Source organism: Streptomyces sp. NPDC030995 (assembly GCF_055571215.1).
Map to the genome: position 1 here is coordinate 231,547 of NZ_JBVIFS010000007.1, position 26,581 is coordinate 258,127.

General features: G+C 72.4%; 22 protein-coding genes. 18 read left to right on the forward strand and 4 right to left on the reverse strand.

From position 1 onward, the window contains the following. Positions 1-52: 52 nt before the first annotated feature. Positions 53-895, forward strand: coding sequence for a MurR/RpiR family transcriptional regulator (locus ACZ45T_RS14635; protein WP_468441021.1), 843 nt, complete (start codon positions 53-55; stop codon positions 893-895). A 70-nt stretch (positions 896-965) separates the two neighbouring features. Here the strand turns inward: ACZ45T_RS14635 and ACZ45T_RS14640 are convergent, their stop codons facing one another. Continuing rightward, positions 966-2,309, reverse strand: coding sequence for a type III PLP-dependent enzyme domain-containing protein (locus tag ACZ45T_RS14640; protein ID WP_468441023.1), 1,344 nt, complete (start codon positions 2,307-2,309; stop codon positions 966-968). A gap of 104 nt (positions 2,310-2,413) precedes the next feature. Between ACZ45T_RS14640 and hutU the strand changes: the two genes are divergently transcribed. The 8 genes from hutU (at position 2,414) to ACZ45T_RS14680 (ending at position 12,338) form a co-directional block, all read left to right on the forward strand. After that, on the forward strand, positions 2,414-4,078 hold the full coding sequence (gene hutU / locus ACZ45T_RS14645; protein ID WP_468441025.1) for a urocanate hydratase: 1,665 nt from the start codon (positions 2,414-2,416) through the stop codon (positions 4,076-4,078). Between the two features lie 86 nt (positions 4,079-4,164). Continuing rightward, positions 4,165-5,355 carry an allantoate amidohydrolase gene (locus ACZ45T_RS14650; protein ID WP_468441147.1) on the forward strand — a complete coding sequence of 397 codons (1,191 nt, stop codon included), beginning with the start codon at positions 4,165-4,167 and terminating at the stop codon, positions 5,353-5,355. Beyond that, positions 5,346-6,686, forward strand: coding sequence for a formimidoylglutamate deiminase (locus ACZ45T_RS14655; protein ID WP_468441027.1), 1,341 nt, complete (start codon positions 5,346-5,348; stop codon positions 6,684-6,686). Before ACZ45T_RS14650 ends, ACZ45T_RS14655 begins: the two co-directional genes overlap by 10 nt. A gap of 202 nt (positions 6,687-6,888) precedes the next feature. Next, positions 6,889-8,067 carry an imidazolonepropionase gene (hutI, locus tag ACZ45T_RS14660; RefSeq protein WP_468441029.1) on the forward strand — a complete coding sequence of 393 codons (1,179 nt, stop codon included), beginning with the start codon at positions 6,889-6,891 and terminating at the stop codon, positions 8,065-8,067. A gap of 113 nt (positions 8,068-8,180) precedes the next feature. After that, the gene (locus ACZ45T_RS14665; RefSeq protein ID WP_468441031.1) at positions 8,181-8,858 is read left to right on the forward strand and encodes an LPXTG cell wall anchor domain-containing protein; all 678 of its coding nucleotides are present in this window, start codon (positions 8,181-8,183) and stop codon (positions 8,856-8,858) included. A gap of 17 nt (positions 8,859-8,875) precedes the next feature. Then, positions 8,876-9,922: a COG1470 family protein gene (locus ACZ45T_RS14670; protein WP_468441033.1), complete on the forward strand. Its 1,047-nt coding sequence runs from the start codon at positions 8,876-8,878 to the stop codon at positions 9,920-9,922. After that, positions 9,919-11,028 carry a neocarzinostatin apoprotein domain-containing protein gene (locus tag ACZ45T_RS14675; protein ID WP_468441035.1) on the forward strand — a complete coding sequence of 370 codons (1,110 nt, stop codon included), beginning with the start codon at positions 9,919-9,921 and terminating at the stop codon, positions 11,026-11,028. The genes ACZ45T_RS14670 and ACZ45T_RS14675 overlap by 4 nt, the downstream gene beginning before the upstream one ends. Before the next feature lie 14 nt (positions 11,029-11,042). Next, a complete protein-coding gene (locus ACZ45T_RS14680; protein ID WP_468441036.1) occupies positions 11,043-12,338 on the forward strand; it encodes a hypothetical protein in 1,296 nt (431 codons plus the stop codon). Positions 12,339-12,435: 97 nt separating this feature from the next. On the opposite strand, the gene ACZ45T_RS14685 is transcribed toward ACZ45T_RS14680, so the two are convergent. Then, a complete protein-coding gene (locus tag ACZ45T_RS14685; RefSeq protein WP_468441037.1) occupies positions 12,436-13,953 on the reverse strand; it encodes a peptide MFS transporter in 1,518 nt (505 codons plus the stop codon). Positions 13,954-14,444: 491 nt separating this feature from the next. Between ACZ45T_RS14685 and ACZ45T_RS14690 the strand changes: the two genes are divergently transcribed. Both ACZ45T_RS14690 and ACZ45T_RS14695 read left to right on the forward strand, forming a co-directional pair. Then, positions 14,445-15,122, forward strand: coding sequence for a response regulator transcription factor (locus ACZ45T_RS14690; protein ID WP_468441039.1), 678 nt, complete (start codon positions 14,445-14,447; stop codon positions 15,120-15,122). A 28-nt stretch (positions 15,123-15,150) separates the two neighbouring features. Next, the gene (locus ACZ45T_RS14695) at positions 15,151-16,422 is read left to right on the forward strand and encodes an ATP-binding protein (RefSeq protein ID WP_468441041.1); all 1,272 of its coding nucleotides are present in this window, start codon (positions 15,151-15,153) and stop codon (positions 16,420-16,422) included. Between the two features lie 190 nt (positions 16,423-16,612). Here ACZ45T_RS14695 and ACZ45T_RS14700 read toward each other — a convergent pair whose 3' ends face one another. Next, positions 16,613-17,158 (reverse strand): GtrA family protein, encoded by a 546-nt coding sequence (locus tag ACZ45T_RS14700; RefSeq protein ID WP_468441042.1) that lies wholly within the window; start codon positions 17,156-17,158, stop codon positions 16,613-16,615. Between the two features lie 208 nt (positions 17,159-17,366). On the opposite strand from ACZ45T_RS14700, the gene ACZ45T_RS14705 reads away from it, so the two are divergent. From ACZ45T_RS14705 to ACZ45T_RS14720, 4 genes are all read left to right on the forward strand, one after another. After that, entirely contained in the window at positions 17,367-18,485 is a 1,119-nt protein-coding gene (locus ACZ45T_RS14705; RefSeq protein ID WP_468441149.1) for a 5-(carboxyamino)imidazole ribonucleotide synthase, read from the forward strand. Then, on the forward strand, positions 18,482-19,018 hold the full coding sequence (gene purE, locus ACZ45T_RS14710; protein WP_468441044.1) for a 5-(carboxyamino)imidazole ribonucleotide mutase: 537 nt from the start codon (positions 18,482-18,484) through the stop codon (positions 19,016-19,018). The genes ACZ45T_RS14705 and purE overlap by 4 nt, the downstream gene beginning before the upstream one ends. Next, positions 19,015-20,226, forward strand: a complete 1,212-nt coding sequence (locus ACZ45T_RS14715; RefSeq protein WP_468441046.1) for a dipeptidase — start codon at positions 19,015-19,017, stop codon at positions 20,224-20,226. Before purE ends, ACZ45T_RS14715 begins: the two co-directional genes overlap by 4 nt. Positions 20,227-20,356: 130 nt before the next feature. Further along, positions 20,357-21,409: a membrane dipeptidase gene (locus tag ACZ45T_RS14720; protein ID WP_468441048.1), complete on the forward strand. Its 1,053-nt coding sequence runs from the start codon at positions 20,357-20,359 to the stop codon at positions 21,407-21,409. Between the two features lie 326 nt (positions 21,410-21,735). On the opposite strand, the gene ACZ45T_RS14725 is transcribed toward ACZ45T_RS14720, so the two are convergent. Continuing rightward, on the reverse strand, positions 21,736-23,079 hold the full coding sequence (locus ACZ45T_RS14725; RefSeq protein ID WP_468441050.1) for a UDP-glucose dehydrogenase family protein: 1,344 nt from the start codon (positions 23,077-23,079) through the stop codon (positions 21,736-21,738). Between the two features lie 207 nt (positions 23,080-23,286). Here ACZ45T_RS14725 and ACZ45T_RS14730 point away from each other — a divergent pair, with 207 nt between their 5' ends. The 3 genes from ACZ45T_RS14730 (at position 23,287) to manB (ending at position 26,541) form a co-directional block, all read left to right on the forward strand. Continuing rightward, positions 23,287-24,444 carry an acyl-CoA dehydrogenase family protein gene (locus tag ACZ45T_RS14730; RefSeq protein WP_468441052.1) on the forward strand — a complete coding sequence of 386 codons (1,158 nt, stop codon included), beginning with the start codon at positions 23,287-23,289 and terminating at the stop codon, positions 24,442-24,444. A gap of 292 nt (positions 24,445-24,736) precedes the next feature. Continuing rightward, entirely contained in the window at positions 24,737-25,381 is a 645-nt protein-coding gene (locus tag ACZ45T_RS14735) for a hypothetical protein (protein ID WP_468441054.1), read from the forward strand. Between the two features lie 77 nt (positions 25,382-25,458). Further along, the gene (gene manB, locus ACZ45T_RS14740) at positions 25,459-26,541 is read left to right on the forward strand and encodes a mannose-1-phosphate guanylyltransferase (protein ID WP_468441056.1); all 1,083 of its coding nucleotides are present in this window, start codon (positions 25,459-25,461) and stop codon (positions 26,539-26,541) included. Positions 26,542-26,581 lie beyond the last annotated feature (40 nt).

Here is a 26,581-nt window from a genome sequence, read left to right on the forward strand (position 1 = left end):
CCGCATGCAGAGTGCTCCGTGACTGAATATCTCACCGGGACGGAGGGGCGCCATGAGTGACAGCCCGGCAGCGCGGCTGCAGAAGCTGTTCGAGGGGCACCGGCTGACGCCGACCCAGCGGCGGATCGCCCACTGCATGGTGCGCGGGGCGGCGGACGTGCCCTTCCTGTCGAGCGTGGAGCTCGCCGAACTGGCCGGGGTGAGCCAGCCCTCCGTGACCCGGTTCGCCGTGGCCCTGGGCTTCGACGGATATCCCGCGCTGCGCCGCCACCTGCGCGAGGTGGCTCCCGCCGAGCGGGCCGGGGCCGAGCACGAGGACGCGTACAACGAGTACCAGCAGGCGGTCCAGGGCGAGATCGAGAACCTGCGCCGGCTGTCGGTGATGCTCGCCGATCCCGCGCCGGTCCAGGAGGCGGGGCGGCTGCTCGCGGCATCGAGCCCGCTGCCGGTGCTGGGGCTGCGGGCGGCGTCCTCGCAGGCGCGCGGCTTCGCGTACTTCGCCGCCAAGGTGCATCCGGACGTACGCCTCCTCGACGAGGGCGGCTCGATGATGGAGGACCGGATCGACGGCGCCCTCTACGAGGGGGCCACGGCGCTGCTCTGCTTCGCCCTGCCGCGCTACCCCCGGGAGCTCGTGGACACCCTGGAACGCTCCCGGCGGGCCGGCCTGACCGTGGTGACGGTCGCGGACTCGGCCTTCGCCCCGGTGGCCCGCCACTCGGACCTGCTGATTCCGGCGCCGGTCGGGACCGGGCTGGCCTTCGACACGGCGTGCGCGCCGATGCTGCTGGGCCGGGTGCTGCTGGAGGCGATGGCGGACGCGCTGCCGGACGCGCAGGCCCGGCTGGAAGCCTTCGACGCCCGGGCCGCCGCGCGGAGCCTGTTCGTGGACTAGCCGCCACTGCCGGGGGCGCCGCCCCCGGACCCCCAGCGCCTCAAACGCCGGCGGGGCTATATCTCAGCGGCTACAGCAAGGCGTCGGGCAGCGAGCCGCCTGCCTCCGCCACGATCGCGGACATCGACTGTGCGGGCCGCGCCAGCGTGAAGCGGACCCCGCCCGCCGCCGTCACCGCGAAGCCGTGCACCGCCGGCCGCGGCAGGCTGTTGTAGCCGTAGTGGGCCGTGAAGAAGTACGCCCCGGTGTCCGGGACGCCGATCACGTCGCCCGGAGCCAGCTGCGGCAGCCCCCGCGCCGTGGCCAGGAGGTCCCCCGCGAAGCAGGCCGGCCCCGCGATGTCCTGCGCCACCGGGTCGCCGGTCTTCGGGGCACCCTTCGCGTCGTAGGGCAGGATCCGCACCGGCCACGCCGCCGGCGCGTACGCGGTGCGCGTCGCCAGCTGGACCCCGGCGTGGGTGAGGGCGATCGCGCGGCCCCCGCTGGTCTTGGTGTACTCGACCCGCGCCAGGACCAGGCCGTTCTTGGCGAGCAGGGACCGGCCGAACTCCGTGACGATCCCGTACGAGCCGTCGAAGAGCGCGGGAGCCGCCTCGCGCAGGGCGGACACGTACTCCGCGTACGTCGGCACCGGTTCGTCCGACGCGAAGTTCACCGGCAGGCCGCCGCCGATGTCGAGGGTGTCGACCTGGCGGCGCCCGGCCGCCGCGTTGATCTCCTCGGCCAGTGCGTGCAGTTCCCGTACGCCTTCCGCGATCAGGGGCAGCGCCAGGCCCTGTGAGCCCGAGTGGACGTGCAGGCGGGTGAGCCACGGCCGGTCCAGATAGGCCCGTACGAGCCACTCGCGCGCGCCCGGATCACGCAGGGCGATCCCGAACTTCGAGGTCGCCGTGGCCGTGGACAGGGCGCCGATGGTCCCCGCGCCGGTCTGCGGGTTGATCCGGACGCCGAGCGGGCTCGAGGTGGGGCCGGCGCCGACGAGCGCGTCGAGGCGGGCCAGCTCCTGCGGGTTGTCGGCGTTGACGGCGATGCCCAGCGCCAGGGCCTCCCGCAGCTCGGCCGCCGTCTTGGCGGGGGAGTCCAGGACCGTCCGCGCGGCGGGGACGCCCGCGGCCCGGGCCAGTGCCAGCTCGCCGGGGCTGGCGACCTCGCAGCCGAGCCCGGCGTCGGCGAGCAGCCGCAGCACCGGGACGAGCGGGGCGGCCTTCACGGCGAAGGCGTGCAGGACGGGGGTGCCGGGGGCCAGGGCGGCCGCGAAGGCGCTGGTCAGGGCGGCGGCCGAGGCCCGGATCCCGGCGACGTCCAGGAGGCAGGCCACGGGCTCGGCGTCCAGCAGCCCCTGCTCGACGGCGGCGCGTACGGCCAGATCCCGGCGCGCGGCGGCGCCCTCTCCCGCGTGCGTGATGGCAGCCATGTCCGCCATCCCATCATCCGACGGGGCCGCCCGCAGGTGTTGACTGAATCTATTCAGGACGCGAGGATGTGAATAGATTGACCAACATCGGAGGAGGCACCGCCATGTCAGGACCCCGCCCCGTACGTGCCGCGCGAGGCACCGAGCTCAGCACCCTGGGATGGCAGCAGGAGGCCGCGCTGCGGATGCTCCAGAACAACCTCGACCCCGAGGTCGCCGAGCACCCCGACAAGCTCGTCGTCTACGGCGGCACCGGCAAGGCCGCCCGCGACTGGCGCTCGTACGACGCGATGGTCCGCACCCTCCAGACCCTCAAGCAGGACGAGACGATGCTCGTCCAGTCCGGCCGCCCGGTCGGCGTCATGCAGACCCACGAGTGGGCGCCGCGCGTCCTGCTCGCCAACTCCAACCTCGTCGGCGACTGGGCCAACTGGGAGGAGTTCCGCCGCCTGGAGAACCTGGGCCTGACCATGTACGGCCAGATGACGGCCGGTTCGTGGATCTACATCGGCACGCAGGGCATCCTCCAGGGCACCTACGAGACCTTCGCCGCGGTCGCCGCCAAGAAGTTCAATGGGACCCTCGCCGGCACCATCACCCTCACCGCCGGCCTCGGCGGCATGGGCGGCGCCCAGCCGCTGGCCGTGACGATGAACGACGGCGTCGCCATCTGCATCGACGTCGACCCGCGCGCCATCGAGCGCCGCATCGAGCACCGCTACCTGGACGTGAAGGCCGACAACCTGCGGCACGCGCTCCAGCTGGCCGTCGAGGCCCGCGACGCCCGCAAGCCGCTCTCCATCGGCCTGCTCGGCAACGCCGCCGAACTGCTCCCGCAGATGCTGGCCGAGGGCGCCCCGATCGACATCGTCACCGACCAGACGAGCGCCCACGACCCGCTCGCCTACCTGCCCGTCGGCGTCGACTTCGAGGACATGGCCTCCTACGCCGCCAAGGACCCGGCGGGCTTCACCACCCGCGCCCGCGAGTCCATGGCCAAGCACGTCGAGGCCATGGTCGGCTTCATGGACGCGGGCGCCGAGGTCTTCGACTACGGCAACTCCATCCGCGGCGAGGCCCAGCTGGCCGGCTACGACCGCGCCTTCGCCTTCCCCGGCTTCGTCCCGGCCTACATCCGCCCGCTGTTCTGCGAGGGCAAGGGCCCCTTCCGCTGGGCGGCCCTGTCGGGCGAGGCCTCGGACATCCACAAGACCGACAAGGCGATGCTGGAGCTCTTCCCCGAGAACGAGTCCCTGCACCGCTGGATCAAGATGGCGGGCGAGCGGGTCCACTTCCAGGGCCTGCCCGCGCGCATCTGCTGGCTCGGCTACGGCGAGCGCGACAAGGCCGGCGAGCGCTTCAACGAGATGGTCGCCGACGGCACCCTCGCCGCCCCGCTGGTCATCGGCCGCGACCACCTCGACTGCGGCTCGGTAGCCTCCCCGTACCGCGAGACCGAGGCCATGCTCGACGGCTCCGACGCCATCGCCGACTGGCCGCTGCTCAACGCCATGGTCAACGTGGCCTCCGGCGCCTCCTGGGTCTCCATCCACCACGGCGGCGGCGTCGGCATGGGCCGCTCCATCCACGCGGGCCAGGTCACGGTCGCCGACGGCACCCCGCTGGCCGGCGAGAAGATCCGCCGCGTCCTCACCAACGACCCGGGCATGGGCGTCATCCGCCACGTCGACGCCGGCTACGACATCGCGGAGTCCGTGGCGGACGACCGGGGTGTGCGGGTTCCCATGCGCGAGGGTGGCTCCGCGTGAGCGAGGCGAATTCAGCCTCGCCGGCGTTCGAGGCGCGGGGGGCTGGGGGCGGAGCCCCCGGGAACGGGGGCAGCTCGTTCCACGCCATGTGGGCGGACCTCGCGCCCATCGGCCGCCACGCGGACTCCGGCGGCTATCGCCGGTACGCCTGGAGCGGGGCCGACGCCGACTGCCGGACCTGGTTCCAGGAGCAGGCGCAGGCCCGCGGGCTGACGTACGAGACCGACCGCAACGGCAACCAGTGGGCCTGGCTCGGCGACCCCCTCGCGGGGGACGCCGTGGTCACCGGCTCCCACCTGGACTCCGTCCCCGACGGCGGGGCCTTCGACGGCCCCCTCGGGGTGGTGTCCTCCTTCGCGGCCCTGGACGAACTCCGCAGGAGGGGCGCGGAGTTCTCCAGGCCTCTTGCCATCACCAACTTCGGTGACGAGGAAGGCGCCCGCTTCGGCCTCGCCTGCGTCGGCTCCCGGCTCGCCGCCGGGCAGCTGACCAAGGAGAAGGCGTACGAGCTGCGCGACGCCGACGGCATCAGCCTGCCCCAGGCCATGGAGGCCGCCGGCTACGACCCGGACGCCATCGGGGCCGACCCCGAACGCCTGGCCCGCATCGGCGCGTTCGTCGAGCTCCACGTGGAACAGGGCCGGGCCCTCGACCTCAGCGGGGACTCCGTCGGCATCGCCTCCGCGATCTGGCCGCACGGCCGCTGGCGGTTCGACTTCCACGGCGAGGCCAACCACGCGGGCACCACCCGCCTGGTCGACCGCCGCGACCCGATGCTCACGTACGCGGCGACCGTCCTGGCCGCCCGTACGGAGGCGGCCCTCGCCGGGGCCGTCGCCACCTTCGGGAAGATCTCGGTCGAGCCCAACGGGGTCAACGCGATCCCGTCCCTGGTGCGCGGCTGGCTCGACTCCCGCGCCGCCGACCAGGCCACCCTCGACACGGTGGTCACCGCCATCGAGAAGGCCGCCCGCGAGCGCGCCGACCACGACGGCATCGACCTCGGAGTCGTCCGGGAGTCCTTCACCCCGGTCGTCGAGTTCGAGCACGCCCTGCGCGACGAGCTCAACCGGATCCTGGGCGGGGCCGTCCCCGTCCTCGGCACGGGGGCGGGACACGACGCCGGAATCCTCTCCGCCGCCGTCCCGACCGCGATGCTGTTCGTACGGAACCCGACCGGCGTCTCCCACTCCCCGCGGGAGTTCGCCGCCGAGGACGACTGCGTGGCCGGTGTCCTCGCCCTCGCCGACGTACTGGAAGGACTCGCGTGCCGGTGACGACGACGTACTGGCTGGAGCACGCCTGGCTCGACACCCATGTCGAGCCGGGCGTGGCCCTGGACGTGCAGGACGGGCGGATCGCCTCGTTGCGGACCGGGGTCCCGACCCCGCCCCCGGGCGCCGAGGTGCTGCGCGGCCTGACGATCCCCGGCCTGGCCAACGCGCACTCCCACGCGTTCCACCGGGCCCTGCGCGGCACGGTCCAGGTGGGCTCCGGCACCTTCTGGACCTGGCGCGAGGTCATGTACTCCGTCGCGCAGAACCTCACCCCCGACTCGTACTTCGCGCTCGCCCGGGCCGTGTACGCGGAGATGGCGCTGGCCGGCATCACGTCCGTCGGCGAGTTCCACTACGTCCACCACGCCCCCGGCGGCGCCGCGTACGCGGACCCCAACGCCATGGGCGAGGCCCTGATCGCGGCCGCCGCCGAAGCCGGCATCCGCATCACCCTCCTCGACACGGCCTACCTCTCGGCCGGCTTCGGAGAGGCCCCCAACCGGCACCAGCTGCGCTTCTCCGACGGCACCGCCGAGGCCTGGGCCGAGCGGGTGTCCACCCTCAAGGAGCGCGAGCACGCCCGGATCGGCGCCGCGATCCACTCCGTGCGCGCCGTCCCCGCGGACCAGCTCGCCACGGTCGCGCAGTGGGCCGAGGCCCGCCGCGCCCCCCTGCACGTCCACCTCTCCGAGCAGACAGCGGAGAACGACGCCTGCCGGGCCGCGCACGGCCGCACCCCGACCGAGCTCCTGGCCGACCACGGGGTGCTCGGCCCGCGCACCACCGGCGTCCACAACACGCACCTCACCGACGCGGACATCGCCCTCCTCGGCGGCACCACCACCGGCACCTGCATGTGCCCCACCACCGAACGCGACCTCGCCGACGGCATCGGCCCGGCGGTCCGGCTCCAGCGGGCCGGCAGCCCGCTGTCGCTGGGCAGCGACAGCCACGCGGTGATCGACCTGCTCGAAGAGGCCCGGGCGATGGAGCTCAACGAGCGGCTGGCCAGTCGCACGCGGGGGCACTGGACGGCCGCGGCGCTGCTGCGGGCGGCCACGGCCGACGGCCATGCGGCGCTGGGCTGGGCCGACGCGGGCACCCTGTCGGTGGGCGCGCTGGCCGACTTCACCACGATCGCCCTGGACTCCGTGCGGACGGCGGGTCCTGTACCCCGCCTCGGCGCGGAGGCAGTGGTCTTCGCCGCGACGGCCTCGGACGTCCGCCACACGGTGGTGGCGGGCCGCCACATCGTCCGCGACGGCGCCCACACCCTGGTCCCCGACGTCCCGTCGGCCCTGGCCGAATCCATCGCGGCCCTCCGCGCCTGACGGGGCGCCTGCAGCGGGCCCTTCCCCCACCCCGCCCCTTCCCGAAACCGGGGGCTCCGCCCCCGGACCCCCGCGCCTCAAACGCCGGCGAGGCTGAATATCCAGCCCCTCCGGCGTTTGAGGAGCGGGGTCTGGGGCGGAGCCCCAGGAAACGGAGAAGGGGCGGGGCGGGGGAACAACAACTCGACGATCGCGAGGAACCATGACCACCACCGCAATCACCAACATCGGCAGCCTCGTCACCAACGACCCCGCCCTCGGCGACGGCACCCCCCTCGGCCTCATCCAGGACGCCGCGGTCGTCATCGACGGCGACCGCATCGCCTGGGTCGGCCCCGCCGCCAAGGCACCGTCGGCAGACGGAGCCTTCGACGCGCAGGGTCGGGCCCTGATCCCCGGCTTCGTCGACTCGCACTCGCACCTCGTCTTCGCCGGCGACCGCACCGCCGAGTTCAACGCCCGGATGTCCGGCCGCAGCTACTCCGCCGGAGGCATCCGCACCACCGTCGCCGCCACCCGCGCCGCGACCGACGCCGCACTCGAAGCCAACCTGGTGCGCCACCTGGACGAGGCCCGCCGGCAGGGCACCACCACCTTCGAGACCAAGTCCGGCTACGGCCTCACCGTCGCCGACGAGGCCCGCGCCCTGCGCATCGCCGCCGCGCACACCGAGGAAGTCACCTACCTCGGCGCGCACATCGTCTCCCCGGACTACGCCGAGGACCCGGCCGGCTACGTCGACCTCGTCACCGGCGAGATGCTGGAGGCCTGCGCCCCGTACGCCCGCTGGGTCGACGTCTTCTGCGAGAAGGGCGCCTTCGACGGCGACCAGGCCCGTACGATCCTCACCGCGGGCGCCGCCGCCGGGCTGATCCCGCGCGTCCACGCCAACCAGCTCTCCTACGGCCCCGGCGTGCAGCTCGCCGTCGAGCTCGAAGCGGCCTCCGCCGACCACTGCACCCACCTCACCGACGCCGACGTGGACGCCCTGGCCCAGGCGGCCGCGACCACGGTGGCCACCCTGCTGCCCGGAGCCGAGTTCTCCACCCGTGCCCAGTGGCCCGACGCCCGGCGCCTGATCGACGCGGGTGCGACCGTCGCCCTGTCGACGGACTGCAACCCCGGCTCCTCCTACACGAGTTCCGTGCCGTTCTGCATCGCGCTCGCCGTCCGCGACATGGGGATGACCCCCGACGAGGCGCTCTGGTCGGCCACCGCCGGCGGCGCCCGCGCCCTGCGCCGCGCGGACATCGGCCTCGTGTCCCCCGGAGCCCGCGCGGACCTGGCCCTGCTGGACGCCCCGAGCCATGTCCACCTGGCCTACCGTCCCGGTGTCCCGCTCGTTTCCGCGGTGTGGCAGAAGGGCGTCCGCGTCCACTGACGAACGGTCAATCCGGGCCTGTCCTTTGTCTTCCCTCCGTAAGGCCCCGGGCGTACCTTGAGCCACCAATCTGATGTGTCGTCAGTTGTCTGTGGCCCGAGGGGAAGACGAAGGTGTCCGACAGGAAACGCTCCACCGCGCTCGCGCTGGCCTCCGCGCTGGCGGCCGGATCGGCGGTCCTGCTGGCCGCCCCCGCGGCCCAGGCCGCCGTCGTCGACGTCGCCTACGACTGCAAGACCCCGATCGGGGACAAGTCGGCGGTATCGCCCATCGACATCAAGGCCGTCAAGGACGGCGACGCGTACAAGCTCACGATGTCCTTCCAGAAGGGCGTCTCGTCCAGCCCCATCGAGCTCGGCAAGGGCGCGATGACCCCCAGCGCCGTGATCCTCGTCGGCGGCGCCGAGAAGGTGTCGGTACCGGTCTCCGGTCCGCCCAACCCCGAGGCCGCGCCCGCCGACACACCCATCAAGATCACCGACCTCTCGGGCACCTACACGCCCAAGAAGAGCGGCAAGGTCACCTTCACCGCCGGCGTGCTCACCATCAAGGCGATGGGCACCACGACCACCTGCACCCCCGGCAACAGCCCGGGCCCGTCCCTGGAGCTGGACGTCACGGCTCCCGGCGGCGGTACGCAGTCCGGCGGCGACACCCAGGACGACACCCTCCCGCAGACCGGACCCACCGACTCCGCCCTCGCCCTCGGCACCCTCGGCGGCACCGTGCTGCTCTCCGGCGTCGCCGGGGTGCTCTGGCTGACCCGGCGCGGCCAGCGGGCCCGGTCCTGAACGGAGCGCCCCCGGCCATGCCCGTGCTCCACACCCTCAAGCGCGCCGGTGTCCTCCTGCTCGCCGCCGCCGCGCTGTACGCGACCCCCGCGACGCCCGCGTACTCCGCCTACTCCGCGGCCGCCGACGAGCCGGGCTGGACCGCCGAGCCCGCCGCCGGAACCAGGGCCGCCCGCCCGTACTTCTACCTCGCGGGCACCGCCGGCACCGTGCTGGAGGACCGCCTGGCCCTCGCCAACACCACGGACCGGGAACGCACCGTCACCCTGCGCGGAGCCGACGCGTACAACACCCCCGACGGGGCCTTCGCCGTGCGCCCGGCGCGACCCGTGGCCGGAGGTGGCCCGGAGGGGCCCGGGACCGGCGCCGGCGCCTGGATCAGCTTCGGCGCGAGCACCACCGTGAAGATCCCGCCCCGCACCCGCGCGGTGGTCCCCTTCACGGTCACCGTGCCGCCCGCCTCCCCGCCCGGCGACCATCCCGCCGCCGTGGTCGCCACCGAGGCGGGCCGCGAGGTGGGCGTACGGGTCCACCTGCGGGTCAGCGGCCCCACACTGGCCGCCCTCACCGTCGAGGAGGTCGCCGTGCACGGCCGGGGCGCGGCCGCGGAGGTCGCGTACACCCTGGTCAACCGGGGCAACGTGGCGCTCGCCCCCGAGCTCGCGGTCAAGGCCGAGGGGCGCTTCGGCCGTGTCCGGGGCGCGGGCCCCCGCACCCTGCCCGTCGAGCTGCTCCCGGGCCAGCGGGTCCGGCTGACCGAACCATGGCCCGGAGCCCCCGCCCTGGACCGGGTCGCCTTCACCCTCACGGTGACCGCCCCCGGCGCGGCCCCGGCCACGGGCTCCGCCTCGGCGTGGTTCGTGCCCTGGGGGACCGCCGGGTGGACGGGGGCCGGGCTGCTCATGCTCGGCGGGACCACGACGGCCGCACTGCTCCTCGTACGGCGCAGGCGGCCCCGGAACGAAGAGGCGCTCGAGTCCGAGTCCGAGTCCGAGTCCGGGCCCGAGCCCGGGCCGGGACGCGATGCCGTACGGGACCACGAACTGACGGGAGCAGCCAGGTGAGCGGCAGGATCGAACGGCTCGCCGCGGCGGCGCCGGCGGCGCTGGCGGCCGCGGCCCTCGCGCTGTTCCCCGCGGCCCCGGCCGCCGCCGACGAGGGCAAGCCCACCGCGGCGCTCTCGCTCCAGGAGGCCGCCAAGGGCACCGAGATCACCGTCACCGGCACCGGCTGGCGGGCCAAGACGCTGGTGATGCTGCTGGTCTGCGGGCAGAACATGATCGGCGGCACCAACAGCTGCGCCAACGCCGACGGCGCCGCCGTCTCGGTCGGCGACGACGGGCGCTTCACCGCCCAGCTGGCGGTGGTGGAGCCGCCCAAGCCCTGCCCCTGCATCGTCAACGTCACCTCCGTCAACGGCGACCAGTCCACCGTCGCGGCCCCCCTGAAGATCACCGGCCACCCGGTGGCCGAGCTGCCCGCCGAATCCGGGACGGCCCGCCTCGCCCTGCTCACCGGGGTCCGGCTGGAGGGCGAGGACGGGGTGCTGACCTGGTTCGGCGCTCCGCCCGGCCGAAAGTTCAAGGTCACCGTCGGCAATCTCGGCTCGGCCCCGGTCAAGGACCCGGTCTTCCAGCTCGGCACGGCCCACGGGGTGTTCGCCCCCCTGTGGGAGGAGGTCCGCTGGAAGGGCACCATCCCGCCCGGCGGCAAGGCGGAGATCGCGCTCGACGTCAGCCTCGCCGCGGGCGCGTACGGGGACTACACGATCTCCCTCAAGTACGGCGAGACCGTCGTGGCCACCCAGCCCTGGGGCGTGGAGCGGCCGTACGGGGTGCTGCTCTTCTGGGGCCTGCTCCTGCTGGTGATCCCGGCCGCGGTCTTCCGCATCGGCATGGCCGTCGTCGACAAGGTCCGGCCCCGCGAGGCGCTCGCGGCGGGCCGCCACCGGGGAGCCCGGCCCCCCGAGGCGGCGTCGGCCGTCACGGCCCGGCTCCCCAGGTTCCCCGCCCTGCGGGGAACCGCGCCCGCCCGCTCGGAGCAGGCGGCCGGGCCCCCTGAGACCACCACGGCGGTCCTGCCGTGGTTCACCCCGGACAGCGCGCCGGAGACAGCACCACAGACGTCCGCACCGTCTGAGAACCGTTCGACGACGAAGGGACACCAGTGAAGACCCAACGGAGGGTGAGCGCGGCCGTGGTCGCGCTGCTGCTCGGCGGCGCGGGCATTGCCATGGCGGCTTCTCCCGCTCAGGCCGCCGACGCCACGTACAAGGTCAAATGCGTGCCGCCGGCCGGCGGTGGCGACCCGGTGGAGGGCGAGACCACCGCCAAGGTCACGGCCCCGGCCACGGCGAAGGTCGGTGACGAGGTCGACGTGTCCTGGGAGACGGTCAAGCCGGCCTCGAACAACACGGACCTGATGGACATCCCGAAGGACGCGGTCCAGCCCACCGGCTGGATCACGGTGGGCGGCGGTGGCGGCGAGCTGAAGGTCGTCGGGGAGAAGAAGAACCCGCCGATCCCCAAGAAGGCCCCGATGCAGATGTCCACCATGAAGGGCAAGCTGAAGCTGACCAAGGCCGGCAAGATCACCCTGACTCCCGGCAAGTACGAGGTCGCCGTCACCTTCTCCTTCGGCACCTTCGTCACCAAGTGCGCGCCGATGGGGGAGGTGACGGGCGGGGCCACCATCGACGTGTCCGCCGGCTCCAGTGGCGGTACGACGAACGGCGGGACCACGAGCGGCGGTACGACGAACGGCGGGTCCACGAGCGGCGGGTCCACCAGCGGCGGGTCCACGAGCGGTGGCACCGCCTCCGGCGGGTCCACCGGCGGAAGCGGCGGCCAGACCGACTTCCCGGGCAAGGCCGTCGAGGTGGCCTTCGACTGCGGGCCGGTCGTCCCGGGGGGCATCAAGACCCCGGTCACGATCAACGCCAAGAAGAACGGCGGCAGCTACGACCTGACGGTCAAGACGGCCAAGGGCGCGATGGCCGCGCCCATGGCCCTGCCCGCGGGAGCCCTCAAGCCCTCGATGAACGTGAAGCTCGGCGGGGCGGACAGCGGCACGGTCAAGGTCGCCGGCCCCGCCAACGCGGAGCCGATCCCCGACAAGGCTCCGGTCAGCCTCAGCGACATGACCGGCACCTACAAGCCGGGGAAGACCGGCAAGGTCACGCTGAGCCCGGACCAGCTGACGATCGACGTCACGATGGCCCCGGGCTCCACACCGATCAACGTCCCCTGCAAGGCCACCAGCAGCGGCGTCTCGCTGGAACTGGACACCACCGCTCAGGCGGGCGGATCCGGTTCCTCGACCTCCGGCACCGGCAGCACCACCTCGGGCAACCTCGCCGAGACCGGCGCGGAGGACGAGGGCGGCATCAAGGCCCTGGCCCTGGTCGCCGGCACGGTGATCCTGCTCGGCGGCGCGGTGTTCACCTTCACCCCGTGGCGCCGCCTGCGCGGCACCCGGTAACCCGCGGAGAACACCGGCACGAGCACGAGCGGAAACGCAAAGGGACGGCCCGGCACACCTCGCGGTGTGCCGGGCCGTCCCGTCGTGAGGGGGTGCGTCAGCGGACGTCGCCCATCATCGTCTGGACCTTCTTGCGGTACATGTAGATCGCGAAGCCCGCGAGCGCCGCCAGCGCGGCCTGCGCGGCGATGATCGTGGTGCCGTTCAGGTCCACACCGGCGATCGACAGGAGGCTGGTGGTGCAGTCACCCGCGGTGACCGCGAGGAACCAGACACCCATCATCTGGCTCGCGTACTTCTGCGGAGCCATCTTCGTGGTGACGGACAGACCCACCGGGGACAGGCACAACTCGGCGATCGTCTGGATCATGTAGATCGAGACGAGCCACATCGGGCTGACCTTGCCGCCGTCGCCCGCCATGCCCATCGGCACGACGAAGACGAAGAACGAGCCGCCGACCAGGACCAGGGCCATCGCGAACTTCACGATGGTCGTCGGCTCCTGGTTCTTGCGCGCCAGCCAGATCCACAGCCAGGCGAAGACCGGGGCCAGGGACATCACGAAGAGCGGGTTCAGCGACTGGAACCAGGTCGACGGGAAGTCGAAGCCGAAGAGCGTGTTCGCGGACTTGGTCTCGGCGAACGCGGCCAGCGTGGAACCACCCTGGTCGTAGATCATCCAGAAGACGGCGGCGGCGACGAAGAACCAGATGTAGCCGGTCATCTTCGACTGCTCGGGCGCCGAGAGGTCCTTGTCGCGCTTGATGCGGACGAGCACGCCGATCGGGATCAGCAGACCCGCGATCGTCAGCGGGACCATGGCCCAGTTCAGCGTGAACATGCCGGCGTAGGCGACGACCGCGTAGAAGAGGGCGATGATGCCGACGGCCGCGGCCAGCTTGACGATGATCGCGTTGCGCTCCTGGACGGAGAGCGGGTTCGGGACCAGGCTGCTCGTGGGGCTCAGGTGCTTGGTGCCCACCAGGAACTGGGCCAGACCCAGCGCCATGCCCAGGCCGGCCATGGCGAAGCCCAGGTGCCAGTTGACGGTCTGGCCGACCGTGCCGATGGCGAGCGGAGCGACGAAGGCGCCGAGGTTGATGCCCACGTAGAAGAGCGTGAAGCCACTGTCACGGCGCGGGTCCTGCGGACCGTCGTAGAGGTGGCCGACCATCGTGGAGATGTTGGCCTTCAGCAGGCCGGAACCGATCGCCACCAGCGCGAGGCCGACGAAGAACATCGCCTGGCCGGGGACGGCGAGCGCGAAGTGGCCCGCCATGATCACGCCGCCGGCGATGGTGACCGTCTTGCGGGCACCCCAGACGCGGTCGCCGAACCAGCCGCCGGGCAGGGCCATGAGGTACACCATGGCCACGTAGACGGAGTAGATCGCCGTCGCGACGGCGGTCCGCATGGCGAGGCCGCCGGCCTGGCTGCCCTCCGCCGCGTCGGGACCGCCCGACAGGATGTAAACGACGAGAAGTGCGCGCATGCCGTAGTAGGAGAAGCGCTCCCACATCTCGGTCATGAACAGAGTGGCCAGGCCACGGGGGTGTCCGAAGAAGGTCTTCTCGGCGGACGGATCCGCCGGGTCCCTCGTCAGGCTGGAAGCCATGGTCGATCCTTGCTTGCTCGGGACGCTTCGCTTTGTGAGCTCATCCGCGCCCGGTGGGGGGTGGCCGGCACCGGCGACGGATCTCCCACCCCACGCCTGGGGGTCTCGCCCCCGTGGGGTGGGAGCGAAGGAACATCCGTAACCGGGATCCACGCCCGCCCGCGCACATCGCGCGAGGGGCCCGGCCCATAGGTCATTCACTGTCATCAAGCCCGGACAGAGGAGTCCATCAAGACTGCTTGCCCGGTCAGGACAGAAATGGAGACCTTCGGCGCGCTTTTCGGCACAAAGGTCCCCGAGGTAGTGCATCAGGCGTCTCGCCACCATACGACACGACACTGCGGCATTTGAAAGGACTTGAGAGATGGATCACAGGCGAGCCGGGAACCGTTCGACCGTATTCGAAGGCGGTTAGTGGTTCATAAGCCCAGATAGAGAGGGCGCTGACGGCAGGCCTATCGATCCGGTCACTGCGGACTACCATCACCCACATGACGCGTGTACTGCTCGCCGAGGACGACGCATCCATCTCGGAACCCCTGGCCCGCGCCCTGCGCCGGGAGGGGTACGAGGTCGAGGTGCGGGAGGACGGCCCCACCGCCCTGGACGCGGGACTGCAGGGCGGCGTCGATCTCGTCGTCCTGGACCTGGGCCTGCCGGGCATGGACGGGCTGGAGGTCGCCCGCCGGCTGCGCGCGGAGGGTCACGGCTTCCCGATCCTGGTCCTCACCGCCCGCGCGGACGAGGTCGACACGGTCGTCGGACTGGACGCCGGCGCCGACGACTACGTGACCAAGCCCTTCCGGCTGGCCGAGCTGCTGGCCCGGGTCCGGGCCCTGCTGCGGCGCGGCGCCGCCGAGAACTCCCAGGCCCCCGCCACCCACGGTGTGCGGATCGACGTCGAATCGCACCGCGCCTGGATGGGGGAGGAGGAGCTCCAGCTCACGGCCAAGGAATTCGACCTGCTGCGGGTCCTGGTGCGCGACGCCGGCCGGGTCGTCACCCGTGACCAGCTCATGCGCGAGGTCTGGGACACCACCTGGTGGTCCTCCACCAAGACCCTCGACATGCACATCTCCTGGCTGCGCAAGAAGCTGGGCGACGACGCCGCCAACCCCCGCTACATCGCCACCGTCCGGGGCGTCGGCTTCCGCTTCGAGAAGAGCTGAACCGACTCCCTAAGGCATCCTCTGAGCCATGCGCCGCCGCCTGATCAACTCCACGCTCGCCGTGGTGCTCGTCGTGATCGCCGTCTTCGGCGTCTCCCTCGTCATCGTGGAGACCCGGACGATCACCAGCAGCGCCCAGGACCGGATCGAGTCCGAGGCGCTGCGCCTGGTGGGCATCGTCGAGGCGAACGTCCTGGAGAAGAAGCCGGTCGACCCCGTCGCCCTCGCCGAACAGCTGGACGCCGGCCACTACGCGCGGATCACGATCCCCGGACAGCCGACCGTCGAGGTGGGCGCAGCCATCCCCGACAGCGTCATCCGGGGCACCGCCCGCGGCGAGCAGGGCGAGGTCGTGGTCGTCGAGGAGTCCCGCTCCACCGTCACCAAGGAGGTCGGGCGGACCCTGGCCGTGGTCGGCGCGGTGGCGCTGCTGGCCGTCGTGGCCGCCGTACTGCTCGCCGTACGGCAGGCGAACCGGCTGGCCTCCCCGCTCACCGACCTGGCCGAGACTGCCGAGCGGCTCGGATCGGGCGACCCGCGGCCCCGGCACCGGCGCTACGGGGTCCCCGAGCTCGACCGGGTCGCGGACGTACTGGACTCCAGCGCCGAGCGGATCGGCCGGATGCTCACCGCCGAGCGGCGGCTGGCCGCGGACGCCTCGCACCAGCTGCGCACCCCGCTCACGGCGCTGTCCATGCGGCTGGAGGAGATCACGGTCACCGACGACCTGGAGACCGTGCGGGAGGAGGCGACGATCGCCCTGACCCAGGTGGAGCGGCTCACGGACGTGGTGCAGCGGCTGCTCACGAACTCGCGGGACCCGCGGACGGGCTCGGCGGTCCCCTTCGACTTGGACGAGGTCGTCAAACAGCAGGTGGAGGAGTGGCGGCCGGCCTACCGCAGCGCGGGCCGGGCCATCGTGCGCTCCGGAAAGCAGGGCGTACGGGCCGTGGGCACCCCGGGAGCGGTCTCGCAGGTCCTGGCCACCCTGGTGGAGAACGCCCTGATGCACGGGGGCGGCACGGTCGCGCTGCGCACCCGGGTGATCGGCAACCAGGCGGTGCTGGAGGTCACGGACGAGGGGCCGGGGGTCCCGCCGGACCTCGGCAACCGGATCTTCGAGCGGGCCATCAGCGGCCGCAACTCCACCGGCATCGGCCTCGCGGTCGCCCGGGACCTCGCGGAGGCGGACGGCGGGCGCCTGGAGCTGCTCCAGACGCAGCCGCCGGTTTTCGCGCTGTTCCTCAGCCGGACGGCGCCGGAGCGGTCCGAGCCCGAGACCGAGACCACGGTGCGCTAGCGCTGGCGCTGGCGGTGCGGTGGGGCCGGTTGTGGCGGGGGCCGGTTGCGGCGGGGCCGGGCGCGCGCCGGGGCGTCTCCTCGGGCGCCGAACGTGCGAGGGGTCGGGGAGTGCGGCGGTGGTGCGTTCGGCGCCCTGCGGGGACGCCCCGCCGCACACCCGGCCCCGCCACAACCGGCGGGCACCGGACCTAGTTGTTCGCGGGCTCCGGCTCCGGCTCGGGCGCCGGTTCGGGGTGGCGCTCCGGCTTGGGCAGCGGCGCCGGCTCGGGCATCGGCTCGGCTGCGGTGAGGGGCACGGGCAGGGCCTTGAAGACCCAGGTCCGGTACGACCAGAAGCGGAAGACGGTGGCGGTGCCGATGCCGATGAACTTGAAGACGTTGCTCGCGACCGGGCCGTCCCAGCCGAAGCCGTAGGTGGCCGTGTAGAGCACGCCGTTCTCGATGACCAGCCCGATCGCGCTGAAGGCCACGAACAGGGCCAGCTCGCGGGTGCGGCCGCTCTGGGCGCGGTCCCGGTAGGCGAAGTAGCGGAAGCCGAGGTAGTTCGTGGCGATGGCCACGACCGTGGCTATCACGCTCGCACGGACCACCTGGAGCTCGGTCGTGCTGCGGATCAGGTTGAAGACACCCAGGTTGACCAGCACACCCAGACCGCCGACCGCCCCGAACTTCGCGACCTCCCGCACGAGGCCGCGTACGCGTTCGAGGACAGATCCGTTCCCCGGCGTGCTCATCAGTAGGCCAGTCCTGTCGGTCACCGCCCCTGCACGGGGCGTCCGGTCTTTCCGTCAACCCACCCATGTTAAGTGTCCCCCCTGTGACCCGTCTGTGCCTTTGGACACCGTGCGACGCACGGCACACCGGCACGTCCGAGCCAGGGTCACGTCCGGATGGCGGAATACCGGCGGATACCCTGGAGGAGTGACGTTCCCGGTAGTCGGCATGGTCGGCGGCGGTCAGCTCGCCCGCATGACCCACGAGGCGGGTATCCCCCTCGGCATCAGATTCAAGCTCCTCAGTGACACCCCGCAGGACTCGGCGGCCCAGGTGGTGAGCGACGTCGTCATCGGCGACTATCGCGACCTGGAGACGTTGCGTGCCTTCGCGCGCGGCTGCGACGTGATCACTTTCGACCACGAGCATGTACCCACGGAGCACCTGCGGGCCCTGGAAGCGGACGGCATCCCCGTCCGCCCGGGGCCCGATGCTTTGGTGCATGCCCAGGACAAGGGGGTGATGCGCGCCAAGCTCGACGAGATCGGCGCGCCCAGCCCCCGCCACCGGATCGTGAGCGATCCGGTCGACGTGGCGGCCTTCGCGGACGAGGTGGGCGGGTTCCCCGTGATCCTCAAGACCGTGCGCGGCGGCTACGACGGCAAGGGCGTGTGGTTCGTCCGCGCCCCCGAGGACGCGGAGGCCCCCTTCAAGGCGGGCGTCCCGGTCCTCGCGGAGGAGAAGGTCGACTACGTCCGCGAGCTCGCGGCCAACATCGTCCGCTCTCCGCACGGCCAGGCCGTGGCCTATCCCGTCGTGGAGTCCGTCCAGGTGGACGGGGTCTGCGACACGGTGATCGCCCCCGCCCCGAACCTCTCGGAGGCCCTGGCGGGCGAGGCGCAGGCCCTGGCCCTGCGCATCGCCCAGGAACTCGGCGTGACCGGCCACCTGGCCGTGGAGCTGTTCGAGACCACCGACGGCCGGATCCTGGTCAACGAGCTGGCCATGCGCCCGCACAACAGCGGCCACTGGACCCAGGACGGGGCCGTGACCTCCCAGTTCGCCAACCACGTACGGGCGGTCCTGGACCTCCCGCTGGGCGACCCGCGCCCCCGCGCCAAGTGGACGGTCATGGCGAACGTGCTGGGCGGGGACTACCCCGACATGTACGCGGCGTACCTGCACTGCATGGCCCACGACCCGCAACTCAAGATCCACATGTACGGCAAGGACGTGAAACACGGTCGCAAGGTCGGCCACGTCAACACCTACGGCGACGACCTGGACGATGTGCTGGAGCGCGCACGCCACGCTGCCGACTACCTCAGAGGAACGGTCACGGAATGAGCACCTCCACCGCAGCCCCCGTCATCGGGATCGTCATGGGTTCCGACTCGGACTGGTCCGTCATGGAGGCCGCCGCCCAGGCCCTCGACGAGTTCGAGATCCCCTACGAGGTCGACGTCGTCTCCGCGCACCGGATGCCGCGCGAGATGATCGCGTACGGGGAGCAGGCCGCCGACCGCGGCCTGAAGGCGATCATCGCGGGCGCGGGCGGGGCCGCCCACCTGCCCGGCATGCTCGCCTCGGTGTCCCCGCTGCCGGTCATCGGCGTGCCGGTGCCGCTGAAGTACCTCGACGGCATGGACTCGCTGCTGTCGATCGTCCAGATGCCCGCCGGGGTTCCCGTCGCCACCGTCTCCGTGGCCGGGGCGCGCAACGCCGGGCTGCTGGCGGTACGGATGCTGGCCGCGCACGACACGGAGCTGCTGGCCCGGATGCGCGAATTCCAGCAGGAGCTCAACGACCAGGCCACCGAGAAGGGCAAGCGGCTGCGTACGAAGGTCGCGAGCGCGGATTCCTTCGGATTCGGCAAGTGAGCGCGGCGCAGCGCCTGGACGAGGCGCGCGAGCTGCTGGCCGAGCACCCCGTCGTGGACGGCCACAACGACCTGCCCTGGGCGCTGCGTCAGCAGGTGCGCTACGACCTGGCGCAACGGGACATCGGCGGCGACCAGTCCGCCCACCTGCACACCGACATCCCCCGGCTGCGCGCCGGCGGGGTCGGCGCGCAGTTCTGGTCCGTCTACGTCCGCTCCGACTACGCCGGTGACCAGGCGGTCAGCGCCACCCTGGAGCAGATCGACGTCGTCGCCCAGCTGATCGACCGTTACCCCGGCGACCTCGTACGGGCGCTGACGGCGGACGACATGGAGGCGGCCCGCGCCGACGGCCGGATCGCCTCGCTGATGGGCGCCGAGGGCGGCCACTCCATCAACAACTCGCTCGCCACGCTGCGCGCCCTGCACCAGCTGGGCGTGCGGTACATGACGCTCACGCACAACGACACCATCGACTGGGCGGATTCGGCGACCGACGAGGCCCGGCACGGCGGTCTGACGGACTTCGGCCGCGAGGTCGTCCGCGAGATGAACCGCGTCGGCATGCTGGTGGACCTCTCGCACGTGGCGGCGACGACGATGCGCGACGCGCTCGCCGTCTCGGCCGCGCCGGTGGTCTTCTCGCACTCCTCGGCGCGGGCGGTGTGCGACCACCCGCGCAACATCCCGGACGACGTGCTGGCGATGCTGCCGGCCAACGGCGGGGTGGCGATGGCCACCTTCGTCCCGAAGTTCATCCTCCCGGCGGCGGTCGAGTGGACCCTGGCCGCGGACGAGAACCTGCGGGCGCACGGCTTCCACCACCTGGACACCACGCCCGAGGCGATGGCCCTGCACCGGGCCTTCGAGGCGGAGCGTCCGCGCCCGATGGCGACGGCCGCCACGGTGGCCGACCACCTGGACCACATGCGCGAGGTGGCCGGGGTCGACCACATCGGCATCGGCGGGGACTACGACGGCACGGCCTTCACCCCGTCCGGCCTGGACGACGTGGCCGGCTACCCGAACCTGGTCGCCGAGCTGCTGGCGCGCGGCTGGTCCAAGGCCGACCTGGCGAAGCTGACCTGGTCCAACGCGGTACGGGTGCTGCGCGACGCGGAAGCGGTGGCGCGGGAGCTGTCGGCGTCCCGGGGCCCGTCGAACGCGGTGATCCAGGGCCTTCCGGCCGGGTGCGACGAACCGGTGTGACGACCGGGTGTGGCGTTCGGGTGCGACCTGCGGGTTACACCCGAATGCCACACCTGCCGGGCGGCCCCCGAGTCCCACGTGTCACGGTGGCAGCATCTCTCCCTGCTGCCGCCGAGACGGAGCCAAAGCCATGGCCGACCTGCAGGATGAACCCCACTCCGTGGGCATCGGAGCCGAAGACCTCCCTGCAACTGACCTCACGGCAGTGGTCGGCGCCCTCGACCGGGCCGCCGCGCTGCTGTCCGTCCATCCCGTCGCGGACGGGTGCAACACCCTCGTCTGGACCCTGCGCCAGAGCCCGTACCACGACATCGACACCCCCGACACCGGTGTCGACACCGACATCCCGCGGCTGCGCGCCGGGGGAGTGGGGGCCCAGTTCTGGTCCCTTCTCGTGCCGTCGAGTGATGACCAGGTGGTCTCCGACACCCTGGAACAGATCGACGTGGCGCTGGCCCTGCTCCGCCGCTACCCCGACAGCCTGAGCCTGGCGCTCAGCGCCGACGACATGGCGGACGCCCGCAACCGGGGCCGGATCGCCTCGTTCCTGGGCCCCGTGCCCGGCCGCACGCTGACGGACTCCCTGGGCGTCCTGCGCGCCTTCCACACGCTGGGCGTACGGATCCTCGCGCCCGCGGGAGCGCCCTGGGCGCGGGAGGAGCTGACCGCCTTCGGCCACGAGGTGGTCCGCGAGGCGAACCGGCTCGCGATGCTGCTGGACCTCACCGGCTGCCCCCCGGCGGTCGCCTGCCAGATCGCGGGGGCCTCCAAGACCCCGGTGGTCATCTCGAACACGGCCGCGGCCGCGCTGAACCCGCATCCGGGGAACGTGCCCGACGAGGTCCTGCTCGCGCTGCGCGAGGCGCACGGCCTCGCGATGGTCGCCTTCGACACCGCGCGCACCGGCGACTCCCTGCACACGGTCGCGGACCACCTCGACCACGTACGGGCCGTCGCGGGCCCGCACAGCGTCGGCCTCGGCGCCGCCTTCGGCATCGAGCCCCGCGCCCCCCGCCCCACCGGCCTGACCGACCCCTCGGGCTACCCCCGGCTGATCGCGGAGCTCCTGGAACGCGGCTGGCCGGAGTCCGACCTGGCCCTACTGACCTGGGGCAACGCCCAGCGAGTCCTGCGCGACGCGGAATTCACCTCCCGCGCCGCCCACCACAGGAACCCTGCCTAGGGGCTGCCCGCGAAGGCGGCCGACACGCACCGCGCCCCGTCCCGGTGATCCGGGACGGGGCGCGGCTCCGTTGTGGTGCCGGGCAGGGCCCGGCCGGGGTTCAGAAGCGGGGGCGGCCCATCGCGCGGTAGGTCCAGCCCGCCGACCGCCAGCGCGCGGCGTCTCCCTTTTTGACGCGGCCCTCGCACCGCTCGGCGCCGGGGCGCCTCCCGGGCTTCGGCCCGCTGCGCCGGACTCCGTCCGTCGGTGGTCGGCCCGGGCCGGACGGGCTGAATCCAACCCCGCCGGCGTGTGAGGCGCGGGTGCGGGCAGGGCCCGGCCGGGGTTCAGAAGCGGGGGCGGCCCATCGCGCGGTAGGTCCAGCCCGCCGACCGCCAGCGCGCGGCGTCGAGCGCGTTGCGGCCGTCCAGGACGAGGCGGTCCGTGACCACCGCGGCCAGTTCCGCCGGGTCGAGGTCGCGGAACTCGCGCCACTCGGTCAGGTGGAGGACGACCTCCGCGCCCCGGGCCGCCGCCAGCGCGGAGTCCGCGTACCCGAGGGTCGGGAAGACGCGCCGGGCGTTGTCCATGCCCTTGGGGTCGTAGACGGTGACCTGCCCGCCTTGGAGGTGGATCTGCCCGGCCACGTTCAGGGCGGGCGAGTCCCGTACGTCGTCCGAGTCCGGCTTGAAGGTGGCGCCGAGGACGGCCACGCGCTTGCCGAGGAAGGAGCCGCCGACGGCCTCGCGGGCGAGCTCGACCATGTGCCCGCGGCGGCGCATGTTGATGGAGTCGACCTCGCGCAGGAAGGTCAGCGCCTGGTCGGCACCCAGCTCACCGGCCCGCGCCATGAAGGCCCGGATGTCCTTCGGCAGGCAGCCGCCGCCGAAGCCGATCCCGGCCCGCAGGAACTTCGCGCCGATGCGCTCGTCGTAGCCGATGGCCTCCGCCAGCTTGACCACGTCACCGCCGGCGGCCTCGCACACCTCCGCCATCGCGTTGATGAAGGAGATCTTCGTCGCGAGGAAGGAATTGGCGGCGGTCTTCACCAGCTCCGCCGTCGGGAAGTCCGTGACGACCAGCGGGGTGCCCTCCGACATCGGGGTCTCGTACACCTCCCGCAGCAGCTTCTCGCCGCGCTCGCCCTGTACGCCGATCACGATCCGGTCGGGGTGCAGGGTGTCCTGCACGGCGAAGCCCTCCCGCAGGAACTCCGGGTTCCAGGCCAGCTCCACGTCCGCGCCCGCCGGGGACAGCTCCGCCAGCTTCGCCGCGAGCCGCTCCGCCGAGCCCACCGGCACCGTCGACTTGCCGACGACCAGGACCGGCCGCGTCAGGTGCGGGGCCAGCGAGGCCATGGCCGCGTCCACGTAACTCATGTCGCACGCGTACTCGCCGTGCTTCTGCGGGGTGTTCACGCACACGAAGTGGACGTCGCCGAACGCGCCGACCTCCTCCCAGGAGGTCGTGAACCGCAGCCGCCCCGTCGACCCGGGCAGCCCGGCCACGTGCTGCGCCAGCAATTCCTCCAGCCCGGGCTCGTACATCGGCACCCGGCCCGACGCCAGCATCTCGATCTTCTCCGGGACCACGTCCAGCCCCAGCACCTCGAACCCCAGCTCCGCCATCGCCGCGGCGTGGGTCGCGCCGAGGTATCCGGTGCCGATCACAGTGATCCTGAGGGGGGCCATGGGTGCTCCAGAGGTGCGGGGCCGTTTGCGGCCACTGAGCATAGTCGGGCCCACCAGCGGGGACGGTCCCCAGGAGCACCACGGCTCTCACCACTGCTGTCACGCAACTCACGTGGGCCGTCCATATCGCCATCCGTGACCGGCCCACTAAGCTTGGGTTACTTAACGGTAGTTAGCATCACGCATCACCCTGGGGAGTGAGAGATCTTGGCGGGTTCTGCCGACTTCGACCTGTACCGCCCGGCCGAGGAGCACGACATGCTCCGCGAGTCCGTCCGCTCGCTCGCCGAGGCGAAGATCCTGCCGTTCGCGGCCGCGGTCGACGAGGAAGCCCGCTTCCCGCAGGAGGCCCTCGACGCCCTGGTCGCCAACGACCTGCACGCCGTCCACGTGCCGGAGACCTACGGCGGCGCCGGCGCCGACGCCCTCGCCACCGTGATCGTGATCGAGGAGGTGGCCCGCGTCTGCGCGTCCTCCTCCCTCATCCCGGCCGTGAACAAGCTCGGCTCCCTCCCGGTGATCCTCTCCGGCTCCGAGGAGCTCAAGGCCAAGTACCTCGGCCCCCTGGCCAAGGGCGACGCGATGTTCTCGTACGCGCTCTCCGAGCCGGACGCGGGCTCCGACGCCGCGGGCATGAAGACCCGCGCCGTGCGCGACGGGGACTTCTGGGTCCTCAACGGCGTCAAGCGCTGGATCACCAACGCGGGCGTCTCCGAGTTCTACACGGTCATGGCCGTCACCGACCCTTCGATGCGCTCCAAGGGCATCAGCGCCTTCGTCGTCGAGAAGAGCGACGAGGGCGTGTCCTTCGGCGCCCCGGAGAAGAAGCTCGGCATCAAGGGCTCCCCGACGTGCGAGGTCTACCTCGACAACGTCCGCATCCCGGCCGACCGCATGATCGGCGCCGAGGGCACCGGCTTCGCCACCGCGATGAAGACCCTGGACCACACCCGCATCACCATCGCGGCCCAGGCGCTCGGCATCGCGCAGGGCGCCCTGGACTACGCCAAGGGCTACGTCCAGGAGCGCAAGCAGTTCGGCAAGCCGATCGGCGACTTCCAGGGCGTGCAGTTCATGCTCGCGGACATGGCCATGAAGATCGAGGCCGCCCGCCAGCTGACGTACGCGGCCGCTGCCAAGTCCGAGCGCCTCGACGGCGACCTCACCTTCTTCGGTGCCGCGGCCAAGTGCTTCGCCTCCGACGTGGCCATGGAGGTCACCACGGACGCCGTCCAGCTCCTCGGCGGCTACGGCTACACCCGCGACTACCCGGTGGAGCGCATGATGCGCGACGCCAAGATCACCCAGATCTACGAGGGCACCAACCAGGTCCAGCGCATCGTCATGGCGCGCAACCTCCCGTAGTGACAGGGCTCTGACCTGCACGAACACGGACGACCCCCGGCCGCGGCCGGGGGTCGTCCGAATGCCTCGCCCGGGTGGCTAGTGCTGTGGCCGGAAAGGTTTGCCGGGTCGCGGCGTCCGGTGCGGGGCATCGCAAGGCGGAGGGCCGCGGCTCGTACTGGACGTACCGGCGCGGTCCGACAACGCGGCGAGGTGCCGTGCCGGGGGCCGTGACCCGGTGAACCTTTCCGGTCACAGCACTAGGCTGTGCGCCGGTCAGTCGTCGGCGCGCGGGTTGGGGCGGGTACAAGAGATGTCCGTAGATCGTGAGATATCGGGACTGCTCCGGCAGATCGCCCGCCAGGACGTCGTCGAGATCGGCCCCGGTTCGGCCGTGGGACGCATCGCGGCCCTCGCCCACGTGGCGGAGCACTACGGATTCGAGTACGGGCAGTCGTACCGGACCGGGCACAAGAAGTCGCTCGTCCTGGTCCGGATGTACCGGGACCCGCGCCCCGAGGCGCGTGCCCGCGAGGCCGCCACCATCGCCGCGTACCCGCAGGCGGGGAACGGCGGAGCGGTGCCCGGGATGCGGCAGGGGTCGCTGAAGCCGCTCCCCGGCGCGGCGCGGTCCTTCGCGGCCATGAAGGACCGGATCATGTTCGACGTCATGGCCGCGGCCGCGGACAAGCGCCAGAAGGCGGTCGGCTACGGCATGTGCGTCGTCCTGACCCTCGTCCTGCTCGTCTCCGGGAAGCCGGTCGTCGCGCTGGCCGGCGGCGGCGCGCTCGCCGCGTTCCTGACGGGCGCCTTCAAACTGGGTGAGATCCGCCGCCGGCGGATCGCGCAGCGGCTGACCGACGCCGGGTTCGCCGAGGTGCGCGACGAGCACGGCCGGCAGCGCTTCCTGCGGCCCGGCCAGCAACTGCCGGGCCACGCCAACCCGTTCGCGTCCTGACGGCTGCGGCCTTGGGAGGCCCGTCGGATGGGCTAAATTTGGACCTTCGTACGCCGGAATCGGTTGGGGAGAACGCAATGACGGAAGCGATCCTGCTGGTCGGCGGACAGGGCACACGGTTGCGTCCCGTGACGGTGAACACGCCCAAGCCGATGGTTCCCACGGCAGGCGTCCCGTTCCTCGCCCACCAGATAGCCAGGGCCGCCGCCGCCGGTGTCACGCACATCGTGATGGCCACCTGCTACCTCGCCGAGGTCTTCGAGCCGTACTTCGGCGACGGGTCCGACTTCGGCCTCACCCTCGAATACGTGGTCGAGGACGAGCCCCTCGGGACCGGCGGCGCCATCCGCAACGCCGGGCAGCGCCTGACCGGCGGCCCGGACTCCTCCGTGCTCGTCTTCAACGGCGACATCCTCACCGGCCTGGACATCGCCGGCCTCGTCGAATCGCACGAGGCGGCCGACGCCGACGTCTCCCTGCACCTGGTCCGGGTCGAGGACCCGCGCGCCTTCGGCCTGGTCCCCACCGACTCCGAGGGGCGGGTGCTGGCCTTCACCGAGAAGCCGCAGACCCCCGAAGAGATCATCACGGACCAGATCAACGCCGGCTGCTACGTCTTCCGCCGCAGCGTGATCGACTCCATCCCGGCCGGCCGCCCGGTCTCCGTGGAGCGCGAGACGTTCCCCGGCCTGCTCGCCTCCGGGGCCAAGCTGCACGGGGTCACCGAGAACACGTACTGGATGGACCTCGGCAAGCCGGAGTCCATCATCCAGGCCTCCGCCGACCTGGTCCGCGGGGTCGTCTCCTCCCCGGCGGTCCCCGGCCGCCGCGGCGAGTCCCTGGTCCTGCCCGGCGCCCAGGTGGCGCCCGGGGCCAAGCTCTCGGGCGGCACCGTGGTCGGCGCCGGAGCCCGGATCGAGGCCGGAGCGGTCGTCCAGGGCTGCATCGTCCTCGACGACGCCGTCATCGGCCCGGACGCGCAGCTGAGCGCCAGCCTGATCGGAGCCCGCGCCTCCGTGGGCGCGCGGACCGTGCTCGACGGCACGGTCATCGGTGACGGGGCCGTCGTGGGGGCCGACAACGAACTGCGCGCCGGAGCCCGGGTGTGGTGCGAGGCGCAGCTGCCCGCCGCCGCCATCCGCTTCTCCCCGGACGCCTGATACAGGTCACCGGTCACCGGCCACGGGTGACCGGTCACGG